The sequence below is a fragment of the Streptomyces vilmorinianum genome (genome assembly GCF_005517195.1).
GTDB lineage: Bacteria > Actinomycetota > Actinomycetes > Streptomycetales > Streptomycetaceae > Streptomyces > Streptomyces vilmorinianum.
This window is the reverse complement of the sequence record NZ_CP040244.1, coordinates 6,768,434-6,784,950: the sequence shown is the minus strand read 5'-3', so window position 1 is coordinate 6,784,950 and position 16,517 is coordinate 6,768,434. Positions and strand designations below refer to the sequence as shown.

At 70.9% G+C, this 16,517-nt stretch carries 15 protein-coding genes; 8 read left to right on the top strand and 7 right to left on the bottom strand.

The window, feature by feature from the left end; genetic code table 11:
- The first annotated feature begins 65 nt into the window (after nucleotides 1-65).
- On the top strand, nucleotides 66-1,916 hold the full coding sequence (locus FDM97_RS31365; protein ID WP_137993891.1) for a DUF2264 domain-containing protein: 1,851 nt from the start codon (nucleotides 66-68) through the stop codon (nucleotides 1,914-1,916).
- 127 nt (nucleotides 1,917-2,043) lie between these two features.
- Entirely contained in the window at nucleotides 2,044-2,346 is a 303-nt protein-coding gene (locus FDM97_RS31360) for a hypothetical protein (RefSeq protein ID WP_137993890.1), read from the top strand.
- On the opposite strand, the gene FDM97_RS31355 is transcribed toward FDM97_RS31360, so the two are convergent.
- The 5 genes from FDM97_RS31355 to FDM97_RS31335 form a co-directional block, all read right to left on the bottom strand.
- On the bottom strand, nucleotides 2,343-2,651 hold the full coding sequence (locus FDM97_RS31355; protein ID WP_175439119.1) for a hypothetical protein: 309 nt from the start codon (nucleotides 2,649-2,651) through the stop codon (nucleotides 2,343-2,345). The two genes, FDM97_RS31360 and FDM97_RS31355, sit on opposite strands and share 4 nt — an antisense overlap.
- A 71-nt stretch (nucleotides 2,652-2,722) precedes the next feature.
- Nucleotides 2,723-3,592, bottom strand: a complete 870-nt coding sequence (locus FDM97_RS31350; protein ID WP_137990809.1) for an IS5 family transposase — start codon at nucleotides 3,590-3,592, stop codon at nucleotides 2,723-2,725.
- 71 nt (nucleotides 3,593-3,663) lie between these two features.
- Complete coding sequence (locus FDM97_RS31345; protein ID WP_137993889.1) at nucleotides 3,664-4,437, bottom strand: SDR family NAD(P)-dependent oxidoreductase; 774 nt, start codon at nucleotides 4,435-4,437, stop codon at nucleotides 3,664-3,666.
- A gap of 10 nt (nucleotides 4,438-4,447) precedes the next feature.
- Nucleotides 4,448-5,962, bottom strand: a complete 1,515-nt coding sequence (locus FDM97_RS31340; RefSeq protein ID WP_137993888.1) for a multicopper oxidase family protein — start codon at nucleotides 5,960-5,962, stop codon at nucleotides 4,448-4,450.
- A 154-nt stretch (nucleotides 5,963-6,116) separates the two neighbouring features.
- Nucleotides 6,117-6,794, bottom strand: coding sequence for an MOSC domain-containing protein (locus tag FDM97_RS31335; protein ID WP_137993887.1), 678 nt, complete (start codon nucleotides 6,792-6,794; stop codon nucleotides 6,117-6,119).
- A gap of 79 nt (nucleotides 6,795-6,873) precedes the next feature.
- Between FDM97_RS31335 and FDM97_RS31330 the strand changes: the two genes are divergently transcribed.
- Nucleotides 6,874-7,767: a LysR family transcriptional regulator gene (locus tag FDM97_RS31330; RefSeq protein ID WP_137993886.1), complete on the top strand. Its 894-nt coding sequence runs from the start codon at nucleotides 6,874-6,876 to the stop codon at nucleotides 7,765-7,767.
- Nucleotides 7,768-7,916: 149 nt separating this feature from the next.
- On the opposite strand, the gene FDM97_RS31325 is transcribed toward FDM97_RS31330, so the two are convergent.
- The gene (locus FDM97_RS31325) at nucleotides 7,917-8,252 is read right to left on the bottom strand and encodes a WhiB family transcriptional regulator (RefSeq protein ID WP_137993885.1); all 336 of its coding nucleotides are present in this window, start codon (nucleotides 8,250-8,252) and stop codon (nucleotides 7,917-7,919) included.
- Nucleotides 8,253-8,703: 451 nt separating this feature from the next.
- Between FDM97_RS31325 and FDM97_RS31320 the strand changes: the two genes are divergently transcribed.
- From FDM97_RS31320 to FDM97_RS31305, 4 genes are all read left to right on the top strand, one after another.
- Nucleotides 8,704-9,315, top strand: a complete 612-nt coding sequence (locus FDM97_RS31320; protein WP_003948568.1) for a response regulator transcription factor — start codon at nucleotides 8,704-8,706, stop codon at nucleotides 9,313-9,315.
- Nucleotides 9,316-9,615: 300 nt separating this feature from the next.
- The gene (locus tag FDM97_RS31315; protein ID WP_137993884.1) at nucleotides 9,616-10,191 is read left to right on the top strand and encodes a sigma-70 family RNA polymerase sigma factor; all 576 of its coding nucleotides are present in this window, start codon (nucleotides 9,616-9,618) and stop codon (nucleotides 10,189-10,191) included.
- A 159-nt stretch (nucleotides 10,192-10,350) separates the two neighbouring features.
- On the top strand, nucleotides 10,351-11,853 hold the full coding sequence (gene guaB, locus FDM97_RS31310) for an IMP dehydrogenase (protein WP_137993883.1): 1,503 nt from the start codon (nucleotides 10,351-10,353) through the stop codon (nucleotides 11,851-11,853).
- A 106-nt stretch (nucleotides 11,854-11,959) separates the two neighbouring features.
- A complete protein-coding gene (locus FDM97_RS31305; RefSeq protein WP_137993882.1) occupies nucleotides 11,960-13,084 on the top strand; it encodes a GuaB3 family IMP dehydrogenase-related protein in 1,125 nt (374 codons plus the stop codon).
- Between the two features lie 71 nt (nucleotides 13,085-13,155).
- On the opposite strand, the gene FDM97_RS31300 is transcribed toward FDM97_RS31305, so the two are convergent.
- Nucleotides 13,156-14,397, bottom strand: a complete 1,242-nt coding sequence (locus FDM97_RS31300; RefSeq protein ID WP_137993881.1) for a nucleotide sugar dehydrogenase — start codon at nucleotides 14,395-14,397, stop codon at nucleotides 13,156-13,158.
- A 225-nt stretch (nucleotides 14,398-14,622) separates the two neighbouring features.
- Here FDM97_RS31300 and FDM97_RS31295 point away from each other — a divergent pair, with 225 nt between their 5' ends.
- The gene (locus FDM97_RS31295; RefSeq protein ID WP_137993880.1) at nucleotides 14,623-16,329 is read left to right on the top strand and encodes a glycerol-3-phosphate dehydrogenase/oxidase; all 1,707 of its coding nucleotides are present in this window, start codon (nucleotides 14,623-14,625) and stop codon (nucleotides 16,327-16,329) included.
- Nucleotides 16,330-16,517: the final 188 nt, after the last annotated feature.

Sequence of the window (16,517 nt, the reverse complement as noted above, 5' to 3'; positions counted from 1 at the left end):
TTGACGTTCGATCGAAGCGGTGTTCATGATTCCGGGCGACGCAGACGTCCGCCTCAGGGAGCATCATGCCCACGCCGCCCGAGAACCGTGACCTCAGCCCGTTCACCGGCTGGACCCGTGCTCACTGGGAGGACAGCGCCGACCGGCTTCTCCTCGCCGTACGGCCCTACGCCTCGCCCCGCCACGGACGCGTCGATCTCCCCGGACCGCGCCCCAGCTGGTCGGGCGTCCGCTCCGACGGCCTCGAAGGCTACGCCCGTACGTTCCTCCTCGCCGCCCTCCGCGTCGCGGGCGCCCAGGGATCGGACCCGCACAGCCATCTCCCCCGCTACGCCGAAGGCCTCGCCGCCGGCACCGAGGCACCAGGCCCGGCCGGTCCGGCCGACTCGCCCGGCCCCGACGCGTGGCCGCTCCTCACCGACGTACGCCAGGCCGTCGTCGAATCGGCCTCCGTCGCCCTCGGACTGCGCCTGACCCGGCCCTGGCTCTGGGACACCCTCGACGACCGCACCCGCCGGCGCGCCGTCGACTGGCTGCTGCCCGCCCTCGAACCCTCCCCGGTCGACAACAACTGGTGGCTCTTCGGCCTCACCGTCGCCGGCTTCCTCCAGGACGCCGGCATCGAGACCGACCGCGCCGCCGCCACCATCGACCGCTCCCTCGAACGCATCGAGAAGTGGTACCTCGGCGACGGCTGGTACAGCGACGGCGACAACCGCGCCTTCGACCACTACAACGCCTGGGCCCTGCACCTCTACCCCGTCCTGCACGCCCACCTCTCCGGCGACCAGGACCTCCTCGCCCGCTACGGACCCCGGCTCCGCGCCCACCTCGACGACTACGCCCGCCTCTTCGACACCAACGGCGCCCCCCTTCCATACGGCCGCTCCCTCACGTACCGCTTCGCCGCCGCGGCCGCCCCCTGGCTCGGCGCCCTCACCGGACACACCCCGCTCACCCCCGGCGCCACCCGCCGCCTCGCCTCCGGCACCCTGCGGTACTTCCTCGACCGCGGCGTGTGCGACGAGAACGGACTGCTCACCCTCGGCTGGCACGGGCCCCACCCACCGGTCGTCCAGAGCTACTCCGGCCCCGCTTCGCCCTACTGGGCCGCCAAGGGCTTCCTCGGCCTCCTCCTCCCCGCCGACCACCCGGCCTGGACCGACCCCGAGGAACCTCTCCCCGCCGAGACCGCCGACGCCGTCGTCCCCGTCGCCCCGGCCGCCCTGCTCATCCAGACCACCGCTGCCGACGGGCTCGTACGCCTCCACAACCACGGCAGCAACCATGTGGCGGGCGATCCGGCGGGCGAGGACGACTCGGGATACGCCCGCCACGCCTACTCCACCCGCACCGGCCCCACCGCCCCGCCCGCCCCGGCGGACAACCACTTCGCCCTGGTCGTCGACGGCCACGTCACCCGGCGCGGCCCCGCGACCCCCCTGGGCACCGGCCCCGGCTGGGCCGCCTCCCTGCACACCCCCCTTCCCGGCATCCGGATCCTCTCCGCGACCCTGGCCCACGGCCGCGCCGAGGTCCGCGCCCACCTCGTCCTCGGCGCCCCCGACGGAACCCCCGTACGCCAGACCGGCTGGGCCACCACCCCCGAAGGACCGACCGCCCAGCTCCACCCGGTCCACGGCTATCCGCAGGCCACCGCCCCGGTCGCACTCGCCACCGGCGCCACCCTCCAGGGCCCGGACACCCGCACCGCCGCCCTGCACGGCACCACCAGCGGCCCCGAAACCCTCTTCGTGGCCCTCGCCTCCCTCACCGCCGCGCCCGATCCCGCCCCCGTCACCACCCTGGCAACCGTCCAGGTCACCGGCCGCACGATCCACGTGACCTGGCAGAACGGCACGACCGCCCATCTCACCCTCGACGCCACCGAACCCGTCGATCCGGAGGACCCGTGAGAAACCGCCGTCCGTACGCCCTCGCCACCGCCCACCCCCGTACAACTACAGCCGCGACGACGGCGCCCGCCTCGTCCAGAACTGCTGGGGCCCGATCCTCAACACGCAGATCTACAACAACACCTTCGTGAACCGGACGGTGGTCCCCGCCCACCTCGTCCAGGACGACGCCGGCAGCTCCGCCACCACCCGGCCTGAGCTTCTCCCACAACCTCTTCCACGGCGTCGACATGACCCGCCCCAACCCCGGCGGCATCACGCCGACCCGCTGCTCCGCCCCGACTTCAGGCTCTCCACCGGCTCCCTGGCCCTTTCCGCCGGAACCCTGATCACGGACAACGGCGGCAAGGACTGGTTCGGAAACGACGTGTCGGCGACGTCGCTTCCCATCATCGGGGCGTACGAGGGAGTCGGGGCGGACGTCGACTAGGCCGTGTTTTGGGAAGCGCGGGCGGCCAGCCACTTGGTGAGGTCGCCCGCGATGCGGTCGGTGTCTGCCTCGACGGTGACGTCGTGTTCGCGGCGGGTGGTGTCGCGGCGGACGACCTCGTATCCGCCCTCGTCCAGGACGGCGACGGAGGCGAACCAGACGGGGTCGTCCTGGTCGGGTTGGATCACGACGAACGTGTTGTCCGAGTCGTTCAGGTCACTGATCAGCATGAACAGGGTGTCCTCGGACGGGTCGTCGACGTGGTCGCCGTTCTCGCTGTCGGCGCAGTAGTACCTGGCGGCCACTGAACCCTCCCCAATGATGTGCTGCCCAATGCCGTGATCAGCATGGCACGACCGCGCGGGCGGCGGCTGGTTCACAGCCACTGATGGATCGCCGCTATCTGGACGGTCGCCTCGAACCGGACGGCGAGCTTGTCATACCGGGTCGCAACAGCCCGGTGCTGCTTGAGGCGGCTGATCCCGCACTCGACCGCGTGGCGGGCCTTGTAGTCCTCCCCGTCGAAGGCCGGCGGCCGGCCACCGAAGCGGCCACGGCGCTTGCGATTGCGGACCTGGTCGGCCGGCTCCGCGATGGTGCAGCGGATCCCGCGTCTGCGCAGGTAGGCACGGTTGGCGCGCGAGGAGTACGCCTTGTCACCACGCACCCGCAGCGGCCTGCGCCTGGGACGACCACCACCCGGCTTGGGTACCCGGATCGCTTCGAGGACCGGCTCGAACTGCGGGCTGTCACCCCGCTGGCCTGCCGTGACCAACAACGACAACGGCTTCTGGCCCTGCTCGCACGCCAGATGGATCTTCGTGGAGAACCCGCCCCGCGACCGGCCCAGCCCGTGATCCTCCGGCTCGGTCCCGACCCCTCCCGGGGGCTCCTTCTGCCCGGCCCCGTCCCGGCGGGCACCAGCAGCATGCTGATGGGCCCGGCAGACCGTCGAGTCGACATTCACCTCCCACGTGATCAGCCCGGCCGCATCGGCCCTCGCCTGCAAGAAGGTGAGAATCCGGGCCCAGACGCCCTCGCGCTGCCATCGGCGAAACAGCCCATACACGGTCTGCCAGGGCCCGTACTCACGCGGCAGGTCCCGCCACGGAACACCCGTCCGAACCCGCCACCGAACCCCATTGATCAACCGCCGTCGGTTCCCGGACCTACGGCTCACACCCGCCGAGGGCAGCACCGACTCCAGCACCGACCACTGCTCATCAGAAAGATCTCCACGCCCCACACCGTGATCATCACGGCGTGAGGCGTGGACCGGAACCCCGATCTAAAACACGGCCTAGCCCCGCCCACCCGTCACTTCGGGCCGTACTTGCGGCCTGCCTTGGAGGACACCCCTCCGAGCAGGCCGCGAGGCGCCAGCTTCACCACGCCCATCAGCGCCTTGTAGCGCGGGTCGGGGATGGACAGCGACTTCCCCCGCGCCAGGTCGCTCAGGGCGGCGGCCACCAGCTTGTCCGCGTCGAGCCACATCCAGCCCGGGATGTTGTCCGTCCCCATCCCGGCCCGCTCGTGGAACTCCGTCCGGACGAAGCCCGGGCACAGCGCCATCAGCCGCACCCCGGTGCCCGCCAGATCCCGGGCCGCACCCTGCGTGAACTGCACCACCCACGCCTTCGACGCCCCGTACGTGCCCCGCGGCACGAACGCTGCCACCGAGGCCACGTTCACCACCCCTCCCCGGCCCCGCGTGCGCATGGAAGCCGCCGCCGCCGACGTCAGCCGGAGCACCGCCTCGCAGTGCACCGTCAGCATCTTCAACTCGTCGGCCATGGACACTTCCAGGAACCGGCCCTTGTTGCCGAAACCGGCGTTGTTCACCAGCAGGTCCACCGGCTGCCGCGGATCGGAGAGCCGGGCCTCCACGGCCGCGATCCCCTTCTCCTCCGACAGATCCGCCGCCAGTACCTCGGCCTCGATGCCGTGCCGGTCGTGCAGCTCGGTCGCCTGCTCCCGCAGTCTCTTCACATCGCGGGCCACGAGCACGACATCGTGCCCGTCCGCCGCCAGCTTCCGCGCGAAGGCGGCCCCGATCCCCGCCGTCGCGCCCGTAATCAATGCAGTCGTCATACGCGGCACGTTAGTGCCACGCGTGAGCGTGCGGCGTACGGACCTTCCCCGCCTGCTGCCCCTTCTCCACGACCACGAACTGCCCCATCATCCCGGCGTCCTCGTGGTAGAGCAGATGGCAGTGGTACATGTACGGAGTGTCAGGATCGGCCGGCCCGTCGAACCGCATCGCGAGCTTCATCGTCGTGCCCGACGGCAGGTACACCGTGTCCTTGGCGCCGAGCAGCTCCGCCGGCGGCTTCTCGCCGTCGACCTCCAGGACCCGGAACTGCACGTCGTGGACGTGGAAGTTGTGCGGCATACCGTTGTCGTTGCGCACCGTCCAGGTCTCGGAGGTGCCCCGGGTGACGGTCTCGTCTATTCGGCTCATCTCCATCGACCGCCCGTTGATGCCGCTCATCCGCAGGTCGAAGTGGCGACCGCGCACCGTGTCCTTGCCGTCGGGCACCTCCAGCTCGCCGAGCCGCGCCGGAACGTCGGGCGACGGCCGCAGGGTCGCGGCGGCCCGCAGCTGGAGCACGTCGAAGGAGTCGTCACCGCCGCTGAACCGCTGGTTCCAGAAGTCCAGGCCGGCGTCCAGGGGATAGGAGCGCAGCACGGTCCGCTCGCCCGGCTTCATCGTCACCACGATCTCGGCGCGCTCGCCGGGCGACAGCCGGACCCGGTCCATCGACGCCGGCCGCTCGAGCAGCCCGCCGTCGGTCCCGATCAGCGCGAACCGCCGGTCGTCGTCGAAGCCGAAGGTGTAGACCCGCGCGGTGGAGGCGTTGAGGAGCCGCAGCCGTATCCGCTCGTCGCCCACCTGCTTGTACGGGTCCGGCGTGCCGTTGACCATCGTCCGGTCGCCGAGGAATCCGACGCTCGCCATCAGGCCGTGCCCGTGGTCGAACGTCGCCCCGTCGAACTTCACGTCCTGGACGACGACCGGCAGATCGTCGACGCCGTACGTCCTGGGCAGCGCCAGCCCCTTCGAGCGGGCGTCGTCGAGCAGGAACATCCCGGCCAGACCACGCTGGACGTGTTTCTCCGTCGCCCCGTGCGGATGCGGGTGGTACCAGAGCGTGGATGCCGGCTGGTCCACCGTCCAGTTCGGGGTCCAACTGCCGCCCGGGGCCACCATCTGGTGCGGTCCGCCGTCCATCTTCGCGGGCAGGTGCATCCCGTGCCAGTGCACGGTCGAGGCCTCGTCGAGCGTGTTCTTGATGCGGACCGCGACCTTCTCCCCGCGCTCGGCGCGGAGCGTGGGGCCCAGATAGTCGCCGTTGAAGCCCCAGGTGGGCGTCTGCTTGCCGGGCTCGAACTCCTTCCGGCCGGCGCGCATGGTGAGGTCGAAGACCCGGGTTCCGTCCGCTCGCACGGTCGACTGCGCGAGCGGGGGTATCGCCAGCTCGCGGGTGAACTCCGTCGAACCGGCCGTGGACACCTTCGCGTCCGCGTAGAGCCACAGGAAACCACCGCCGATCGCCGCGATCAGTACCGCGGCGACCGACCCGAGAACGATGAGGACGCGCTTGAGGCGAGACATGCGAACAGCGTCGCGTCCCGCCCCCGGCGCACACATCGGGGACGGTCCCTGGACCGGCCCCGAACCGACCCTGATCCGCCCTCGGGGTCTTCCCCCATACCCGACTGCGGGCGGCGGGCGGCGGGCGGCGAGCAGCGGGCGGCGAGCAGCGGGCCTAGGCGCCGGTGCCGTACTTCTCCGTGTACGTGCGGGCGAGGTCCAGCAGGCCCGACTCCATCCACTCGGCCGCGACCAGGGTGCTCGGCAGAAGCGTGCGCTCCGTGGTCGAGGCCCGGTGCAGCAGCGCGACCGTGATGTCGTGCTCCGGCCGGTGTACCACCGTCACAGGGTCGCCGGCCTTGAGCTCACCCGGCTCGATCACCCGCAGCAGCGCGCCCGGGCCCGCCGTCGACTGGGTGAAGCGGCGGACCCAGCCCTTCTCCTCGACGAAGCCGGCGAAGGTACGGCACGGGATACGGCTGCCGGTCACCTCCACGACCACGTCCTCGCCGACCCGCCAACGCTCGCCGATCAGGGCGCCGTTCACGTCGAGCCCGAGGGTGGTGAGGTTCTCGCCGAAGGAGCCGTTGGACAGCGTCCGGCCCAGCTCGCGCTCCCAGAGGTCCATGTCCTCGCGGGCGAAGGCGTACACGGCGCGGTCGTCGCCGCCGTGGAAACGCAGGTCGCACACCGCGTCCCCCGCGACCCCGCTCGCCCCGACGCCACGCGGGCCCGGCGCCTCGACCCGTACCGGCCCCTCGACGGGACGCTTGTCGATGCCCGTCGTCCCCGAGGGGGCGTCGGTGTACTCCGCGGACTTGGCCCGTCCGGCATTCACGCTCAGCAACTTCATAAGGGCACCCTAGGCGACCGTTCTCAAAGCCGTGAATGAATATTGGCCGCGATGCCCAAGCCTCGCTTATGCTCGGCCTATGATCGAGGCCCGCCATCTCCGCGTCCTGCGCGCCGTCGCCGCGACCGGCTCCTTCTCCGCCGCCGCGCGCGAACTCGGCTGCACCCAGCCCGCGGTGAGCCAGCAGATGAAGGCGCTCGAATCCTCCGCCGGAACACCCCTGCTGATCCGGACCGGCCGCGAGATGCGCCTCACCCAGGCGGGCGAGGCCCTCGTCCGGCACGCCTCGGGCATCCTCGCCGGGCTCACGGCCGCCGAGGAGGAGGTGGCCGCCATCGCGGGGCTGCGCGCCGGCCGCGTCCGCCTTGTCTCCTTCCCCAGCGGCAGCTCCACCCTGGTCCCCACGGCCCTCGCCGCCCTGCGCGCCGCGCACCCGGGCACCCGGGTCTCGCTGGTGGAGGCCGAGCCGCCGCGCTCGGTGGAGATGCTGCGCGAGGGCGACTGCGACGTGGCCCTGGCGTTCCGTTACGGGGCGGGACCGGCCGAGTGGGACGACCTCGTCGTGCGTCCCCTGCTCGCCGATCGCCTGGTCGGCCTGGTGCCGGAGGCGCACCGGCTGGCCGACGCCGAGTCGGTGGGCATCGCCGAACTGGCCGACGAGTCCTGGATCGCGGGCTGCCCGCGCTGCCGCCGTCAGCTGGTGGAGGTCTGCGAGGAGGCGGGCTTCACCCCGCGTATCGACTTCGCCACCGACGACTACCCGGCGGTGGTCGGGCTCGTGGGCGCCGGCCTCGGCGTGGCCGTCCTGCCGGAGCTCGCCATCGAGTCCGTACGCCCCAAGGGGGCGAGGACCGTGGCCGTGGAGCCGGCCGTGGAGCGGGAGATCGTCGCCCTCACGCTGCCGGACCTGGCCCAGGTCCCGGCCGTCGCGGCGACGTTGGACGAGCTGACGCGCGCCTCCACGCGCGCGTAGGCCCGCTCACGGGGAAGGCCCGGGGCATGTCGCGGACGGGCACACACGGGCCCGTCCGCGCCGCACGCCCCCGGGCCGCGTGCGGAGCGGCTCCGTGGGGCCGGGTGGGGTGCGGTCCCGGCCCCGTCCTCACAAGCAGAAACGTTCCTTCAGGCGCGCCCCACGCCTGCCGAACTCGATGCCGTTGCCGATGCCGTGATCAGGCGATTGCGGGCTCGTCCCATGAGCTCTTCGCGTTCGTCCTCGGTGAGGCCGCCCCATACGCCGTAGGGCTCCCGTACGGCGAGTGCGTGTGCCGCGCACTCCGCGCGTACCGGGCACCGCATGCAGACCTCTTTCGCCGAGTTCTCACGCGCACTCCGTGCCGCGCCGCGCTCTCCCTCGGGGTGGAAGAACAGGGAACTGTCGACTCCGCGGCAGGCCGCGAGGAGCTGCCAGTCCCACAGATCGGCGTTGGGTCCGGGAAGGCGGGAGAAATCTGCCATTGCGCTTGTCCCCTTGAAACCGTGTCGAACGGATAGGTGGGCGGGTGGATGGCTGATGCTCGGGGGCCCTTCGCCCCCCATGGGTCTCGCGTACCCGCTCTCGCGGGTTCGACCCGACCGTACAACTACTGTCTAAGTAGATGTAAATATGACTCATTGCGAATCTAGCCACAGACACCGCAAAAAGGGAAGAAAACCCGCTAAATGGGGCATAGGTTCCGGTGTTGGGACGGATGACCTGCGGCGCTCTCCTCCGCGTTCGCTCCCTCACATAGAGTGCCGAAGGCGGCCGTCCGACCCGTAACTCTTTCGAGTGACCGTCGTTGAGAGTGCGGAGGCGGTTGAAGGAACAAGCGCTCGGGCAGGTGTCCGAGAGCGTCAACCGCACAGGTGACGATACGTACCAGCCCTGGAGGCTCAAGGTGACGCGCATCAGCTGCGGAGGGCGGCCATGACATCCGTCCTCGTCTGCGACGACTCCCCGCTTGCCCGAGAGGCGCTCCGCCGCGCGGTCGCGACCGTGCCCGGCGTGGAGCGTGTGACCACTGCGGCCAACGGCGAGGAAGTCCTCCGCCGCTGGGGCGCGGACCGCTCGGACCTGATTCTGATGGACGTACGCATGCCCGGTCTGGGCGGCGTGGAGACCGTCCGCCGGCTGCTGTCCGCGGACCCCGGCGCCCGCATCATCATGCTCACCGTCGCCGAGGACCTGGACGGTGTCGCGCTCGCGGTCGCCGCGGGTGCCCGTGGCTATCTGCACAAGGACGCCTCGCGCGCCGAACTGCGGGCCACGGTCACCCAGGCCCTCGCCGACCCGACCTGGCGGCTCGCCCCGCGCCGGCTTCGCTCGGCCGAGATGGGCGCGGCGCCGACCCTCACCGCGCGTGAGATCCAGGTGCTCGAAGGCATGAGCCACGGACGGTCCAACGCGGAGATCGGGCGCGAGCTCTTCCTCTCCGAGGACACCGTCAAGACGCACGCGCGGCGCCTGTTCAAGAAGCTGGGCGCATCGGACCGGGCGCACGCCGTCGCCCTCGGCTTCCGTTGGGGCCTGGTCCGCTAGCCGCCGCGACCGGTCGCGATCCCCGTCCGCCGAGGGCGGGCGGGGCGGAGCCGAAAGGCTCCGCCGGGACCGGCTTTCGTCCCCGCTGCGACGGCAGCTTGTGTCCCCGCTGCGAAGCGGCTTGTGTCACTTACGCGCGGGATGCCGCATCCTTGAGATGTGGAGTTCCTCGGGGACGAGTCGATCGAGCGGAAGGGGAGGGCGCAGGAGATGAGTTCCGGCGCACCTGCTCATAACGCTTCGGTGCACAACTACGGACGCGGTGCCGCGAATCCTCAGGCGTCAAGGCACCATGGAGCGATGCGCGACGACGAGACCACGGTGATCGGTGCACTCGTTCACCGTGCCGTCGAGGGCGACGAACAGGCGACACACGACCTTCTGGCGCGCGTGCACCCTCTCGCCCTGCGCTATTGCCGTACGCGGCTGAACCGGTTGCCCGGTGATGCTCGCCACTTTGTCGAGGACCTGGCGCAAGAGGTCTGCGTCGCCGTTCTGATGGCGCTGCCGCGCTACAAGGACACCGGCAGGCCGTTCGAGGCATTCGTCTTCGCCATCGCCGGACACAAGGTCGCCGACCTGCAGCGGGCCGCGATGCGGCACCCGGGGTCGACGGCCGTCCCCTCCGACGAGATGCCGGAGCGGCCCGACGACTCGCTGGGCCCCGAGGAACGTGCGCTGCTCAGCGACGACGCCGAGTGGGCCAAGAAGCTCCTCGCCAATCTGCCCGAGAACCAGCGCGAGCTGCTGGTGCTTCGGGTGGCGGTCGGGCTCACGGCCGAGGAGACCGGTCAGATGCTCGGGATGTCGCCGGGGGCGGTACGGGTGGCGCAGCACCGCGCGCTCAGCCGCCTGCGCGCACTCGCCGAGCAGTAGGGCTTGCGCCGGGCCGTAAGGGTTGCCGGGCACCGGTGGCCCTCACGTACACGTACGAACGTACAAAGCTTCTCGGTGATCTTGATCGTGGAATGAGACACCGCTGTAGCCCGTTAGCATGGACATCCGCACCGATCAAGGCCATTTGGGGAAGGTGTCATGACTGCCAACGTCGACGGAGTGCCCGAGAAATTCGCGACACTCGGGCTGACCTACGACGACGTGCTGCTGCTGCCGGGCGCGTCCGACATGGCGCCCGACCAGATCGACACCTCCTCGTACATCTCCAAGAACGTGCGGGTGAACATCCCGCTGCTCTCCGCGGCGATGGACAAGGTCACCGAGTCCCGCATGGCGATCGCCATGGCGCGGCAGGGCGGCGTGGGTGTGCTGCACCGCAACCTCTCGATCGCCGACCAGGCCAACCAGGTCGACCTCGTGAAGCGCTCCGAGTCCGGCATGGTCACCGACCCGATCACGGTCCACCCGGACGCGACGCTCGGCGAGGCCGACGCGATCTGCGCCAAGTTCCGCATCAGCGGCGTCCCGGTGACCGACCAGGCGGGCAAGCTGCTCGGCATCGTCACCAACCGCGACATGGCCTTCGAGTCGGACCGCAGCCGCCAGGTGCGCGAGGTCATGACCCCGATGCCGCTCGTCACGGGCAAGGTCGGCATCTCCGGCGTGGACGCCATGGAGCTGCTGCGCCGCCACAAGATCGAGAAGCTGCCGCTGGTCGACGACGCCGGCATCCTCAAGGGCCTCATCACGGTCAAGGACTTCGTCAAGGCCGAGAAGTACCCGAACGCCGCCAAGGACAAGGAAGGCCGCCTGCTCGTCGGCGCGGCCGTCGGTGTCGCCGGTGACGCGTACGAGCGCGCCCAGGCGCTGATCGAGGCCGGGGTCGACTTCATCGTCGTCGACACCGCGCACGGCCACTCCCGGCTGGTCGGCGACATGGTCGCCAAGATCAAGTCGAACTCCTCCGTCGACGTCATCGGCGGAAACGTCGCCACCCGCGACGGTGCCCAGGCGCTGATCGACGCCGGCGTGGACGGCATCAAGGTCGGTGTCGGCCCGGGCTCCATCTGCACCACCCGCGTGGTCGCCGGTATCGGCGTCCCGCAGGTCACCGCGATCTACGAGGCCTCCCTCGCCGCCAAGGCGGCCGGCGTGCCGGTCATCGGCGACGGCGGTCTGCAGTACTCGGGCGACATCGCCAAGGCGCTGGTCGCCGGCGCCGACACGGTGATGCTCGGCTCGCTGCTCGCCGGCTGCGAGGAGTCCCCGGGCGAGCTGATGTTCATCAACGGCAAGCAGTTCAAGTCGTACCGCGGCATGGGCTCGCTGGGCGCCATGCAGTCCCGCGGCGAGCAGCGCTCCTTCTCCAAGGACCGCTACTTCCAGGAGGGCGTCGCCTCCGACGAGAAGCTCGTGCCCGAGGGCATCGAGGGCCAGGTGCCCTACCGCGGTCCGCTCTCCGCGGTCGTCCACCAGCTGGTCGGCGGCCTGCGTCAGTCGATGTTCTACGTCGGCGGCCGCACCGTTCCGGAGCTTCAGGCGAACGGCCGGTTCGTCCGGATCACCTCGGCGGGCCTCAAGGAGAGCCACCCGCACGACATCCAGATGACGGTCGAGGCGCCGAACTACAGCAGGAAGTAACAGAGCGCGACGCGTGGGGGCGGTTCCGGCATGTGGCCGGAACCGCCCCTCACGCTTGTGTCGGGGATACTGGTAGGCGCAGACGTAGAGGGAAAGGCCACACATCGTGACTGAGATCGAGATCGGGCGCGGCAAGCGCGGCCGCAGGGCGTACGCGTTCGACGACATCGCCGTCGTACCGAGCCGGCGCACCCGGGACCCGAAGGAGGTCTCGATCGCCTGGCAGATCGACGCCTACCGCTTCGAGCTCCCCTTCCTGGCCGCCCCCATGGACTCGGTCGTGTCGCCGCAGACCGCGATCCGCATCGGTGAGCTGGGCGGCCTGGGCGTGCTGAACCTCGAGGGTCTGTGGACCCGCTACGAGGACCCGCAGCCGCTGCTGGACGAGATCGCCGAGCTGGACGAGGCCACCGCGACCCGCCGTCTGCAGGAGATCTACGCCGCTCCGATCAAGGAAGAGCTGATCGGGCAGCGCATCAAGGAGGTGCGCGACTCGGGTGTGGTCACCGCCGCCGCGCTCTCCCCGCAGCGCACCGCGCAGTTCTCCAAGGCCGTCGTCGACGCGGGCGTGGACATCTTCGTCATCCGCGGCACCACGGTCTCCGCCGAGCACGTCTCGGGCGCGGCCGAGCCGCTCAACCTCAAGCAGTTCATCTACGAGCTTGACGTCCCGGTCATCGTCGGCGGCTGCGCCACGTACACCGCGGCCCTGCACCTGATGCGCACCGGCGCCGCGGGCGTCCTCGTCGGCTTCGGCGGCGGCGCGGCGCACACCACGCGCAACGTGCTCGGCATCCAGGTCCCGATGGCGACCGCGGTCGCCGACGTGGCCGCGGCCCGCCGTGACTACATGGACGAGTCGGGTGGCCGGTACGTCCACGTCATCGCCGACGGCGGTGTGGGCTGGTCCGGCGACCTGCCGAAGGCGATCGCCTGCGGCGCCGACTCGGTCATGATCGGCTCCCCGCTGGCCCGTGCCACGGACGCGCCGGGCAAGGGCCACCACTGGGGCATGGAGGCCGTCCACGAGGACGTGCCGCGCGGCAAGCTGGTCGACCTGGGCATCGTCGGCACGACCGAGGAGATCCTCGCCGGTCCGTCGCACTCCCCGGACGGCTCGATGAACTTCTTCGGCGCGCTGCGCCGGGCGATGGCCACGACGGGCTACAGCGAGCTCAAGGAGTTCCAGCGCGTCGAGGTCACGGTCGCGGACGCGCAGCACAAGCGCTGACACGTTCGATCCGACGTATGCGAAGGGGCCCCGCACCGGGTGGTGCGGGGCCCCTTCCGTATGAGGGCTGGTCAGAGCCGGTGTGCCGCGCCGGCCGGGGTCGCGCCGCGGGTGTCCAGGAGGAGCTGGGCCTTGACCGCCAGGCCCTGGAGGTCGTAGGTGCGGTGGTGCTGCAGAAGGACCGTCAGGTCGGCGTGGGCGGCGGCCTCGTAGAGGGAGTCCGCGCGGGGGACCGGGAGGTCACGGACGCGCCAGTCCGGGACGTGGGGGTCGTGGTAGCTGACCACCGCGCCCAGGTCCATCAGGCGGCGGGCGATCTCGTCGGCCGGGGAGCTCTGGCGGTCGGCGAGATCGGGTTTGTACGTGATGCCGAGCAGAAGGACCCGGGCGCCCCGGGCCGACTTGCCGTGCTCGTTGAGCAGGGTCGCGCAGCGCTGGACGACGTACTGCGGCATGCGCTCGTTGACCTGGCTCGCCAGTTCGACCATCCGCAGCGGGCGGTGCGGGCCGATGGTGTCGACCGGGACGCCGTGGCCGCCCACGCCGGGGCCGGGGCGGAAGGCCTGGAACCCGAAGGGCTTGGTCTCTGCGCAGCGGATGACGTCCCACAGGTCGACGCCGAGTTCGTGGCACAGCACCGCCATCTCGTTGACGAGGGCGATGTTGACGTGCCGGAAGTTGGTCTCCAGGAGCTTGACGGTCTCGGCCTCGCGCGGGCCACGCGCGCGTACCACCTTGTCGGTGAGCCGTCCGTAGAAGGCGGCCGCGGACTCGGTGCAGGCGGGGGTGAGGCCGCCGATGACCTTGGGGGTGCCGGTGAAGCCGTGGGCGCGGTTTCCGGGGTCGAGACGGCCGGGGGAGTACGCGAGATGGAAGTCGCGGCCCGCGCGCAGCCCCGAGCCCGCCTCCAGGAGGTCGCGCAGCACACCTTCGGTGGTGCCGGGGTGGACGGGGGACTCCAGCAGGACCGTCGTGTGGGGGCGCAGCCTGGCGGCCAGGGCGCGGGCGGCGTCGGCGACGGCGGTGAGGTCGAGGGTGTGGTCGGGGCCGAGCGGGGTCGGGGCACAGATGACGGCCGTGCGGACCCGGCCCAGCTCGGCCGGGTTGGTGGTCGGCCGGAAGCCCCCCGACAGCATCCGGCGGATCTCCGACGCGGTGAGCGAGCCGTCGACGGGCGGGCGGCCGGCGGCGAGTTCGGCGACGGGGCGCGGGTCGGTGTCGAAGCCGATGGTGTCGATGCCGGCGGCGGTGGCGGCCTGGGCGAGGGGGAGTCCGAGGTGGCCGAGGCCGATGACGGCGAGATCAGCGGGCATGAAGGTGGGCCGTCCTTCCCAGTAGCCGGAGGGAACGAGACGCGCAAGTCCTGTGGACAGAACGGGGCGAGTGCAATGTCAGACTAGGCGTAAATATGACCGATATGCCGCATTGTGAGGTCGAAGGTCGCCGAGTGTTATCCACAGGCGGTGGCTGAAGTCGGAGGGCCGGGACAGAATCGAGTCTGTGAGCCCGATCACGCGGGGGGACGACGGGAGGCAGCGGTGAGGACAGCGACACTGGGACCGGCCGAGCGCGCCGAAGCGCTCGCGGCGATGGCCGAGCGTGAACTGGACGTACTGGTGGTGGGCGCCGGCGTGGTCGGTGCCGGGACCGCACTCGACGCGGTCACGAGAGGGCTCTCCACCGGCCTCGTGGAGGCACGCGACTGGGCATCAGGGACCTCCAGCCGGTCGAGCAAGCTGATCCACGGCGGCCTGCGCTATCTGGAGATGCTGGACTTCGCGCTGGTGCGTGAGGCGTTGAAGGAGCGCGGGCTGCTCCTCGAGCGGCTCGCCCCCCACCTGGTGAAGCCGGTGCCCTTCCTCTACCCCTTGCAGCACAAGGGCTGGGAGCGGCTCTACGCGGGCTCGGGCGTCGCCCTGTACGACGCGATGTCGGTCTCGTCGGGCCACGGCCGCGGACTGCCGGTGCACCGCCATCTCTCGCGGCAGGCGGCGCTGCGGGTGGCGCCGTGTCTGAAGAAGGACGCCCTGGTCGGCGCGTTGCAGTACTACGACGCCCAGATGGACGACGCCCGGTTCGTCGCCACCCTGGTGCGGACCGCGGCGAGCTACGGCGCGAAGGCCGCGAGCCGGGCGCGGGTGATCGGCTTCCTGCGCGAGGGCGAGCGGGTCGTCGGAGCCCGGGTGCAGGACGTCGAGGCGGGCGGGGAGTACGAGATCCACGCCAAGCAGATCGTGAACGCGACGGGGGTGTGGACGGACGACACCCAGGCGCTCATCGGGGAGAGGGGGCAGTTCCATGTACGGGCCTCGAAGGGCATCCATCTGGTGGTGCCCAAGGACCGGATTCACTCGAATACCGGACTGATCCTGCGGACCGAGAAGTCCGTGCTGTTCGTGATCCCGTGGGGACGCCACTGGATCGTGGGTACCACGGACACCGACTGGGACCTGGACAAGGCACATCCGGCCGCGTCCAGCGCCGACATCGACTATCTGATCGAGCACGTCAACAGCGTGCTGGCGGTACCGCTCACCAGAGACGACGTCGAGGGCGTGTACGCGGGCCTGCGGCCCCTGCTGGCCGGCGAGTCGGACGCCACCAGCAAGCTCTCGCGCGAACACACCGTCGCGCACCCGGTCCCCGGCCTGGTCGTCGTCGCCGGCGGCAAGTACACCACCTACCGCGTCATGGCCAAGGACGCCGTGGACGAGGCCGTGCACGCGCTCGACCAGCGGGTCGCGGAGTGCGTCACCGAGGACATCCCGCTGCTGGGCGCCGAGGGCTACAAGGCGCTGTGGAACGCACGGGCCAGGATCGCCGCGCGGACCGGACTCCACGTCGTGCGGATTGAGCATCTCCTCAACCGGTACGGGTCGCTGACCGAGGAGATCCTGGAACTCATCGCCGCGGAACCGGGTCTTGCCGAACCGCTCACGGGAGCGGAGGACTATCTGCGCGCCGAGGTCGTCTACGCGGCCTCGCACGAGGGGGCCCGGCACCTGGACGACGTCCTGACCCGGCGCACCAGGATCTCGATCGAGACCTTCGACCGGGGGACGCGCTGCGCGCGGGAGTGCGCCGAGCTGATGGCGCCGGTCCTGGGCTGGGACGGGAACCAGATCGAGAAGGAGGTGGAGCACTACGAGAAGCGGGTGGAGGCGGAGCGGGAATCGCAGCGGCAGCCGGACGACCTGACGGCGGACGCGGCGCGGCTCGGAGCGCCCGACATCGTGCCGATCTGACCGGTCGGCGGAGGGGGATCCGGGGAAGTGGCGCTCGGGAAAGGCCCGTTGGGCGGCGGTTGCGGCATCCTGTTCGTACGGGCCGGGAACCCGAAGGGGGCGCCTCGGCGTCGGGTGCCTTGATGGGAGCGCTTTCCTCCGGGGCCGCCCTCTCGGAGTGCGGACCCGGGAGCGGGATCGGTCCCAGG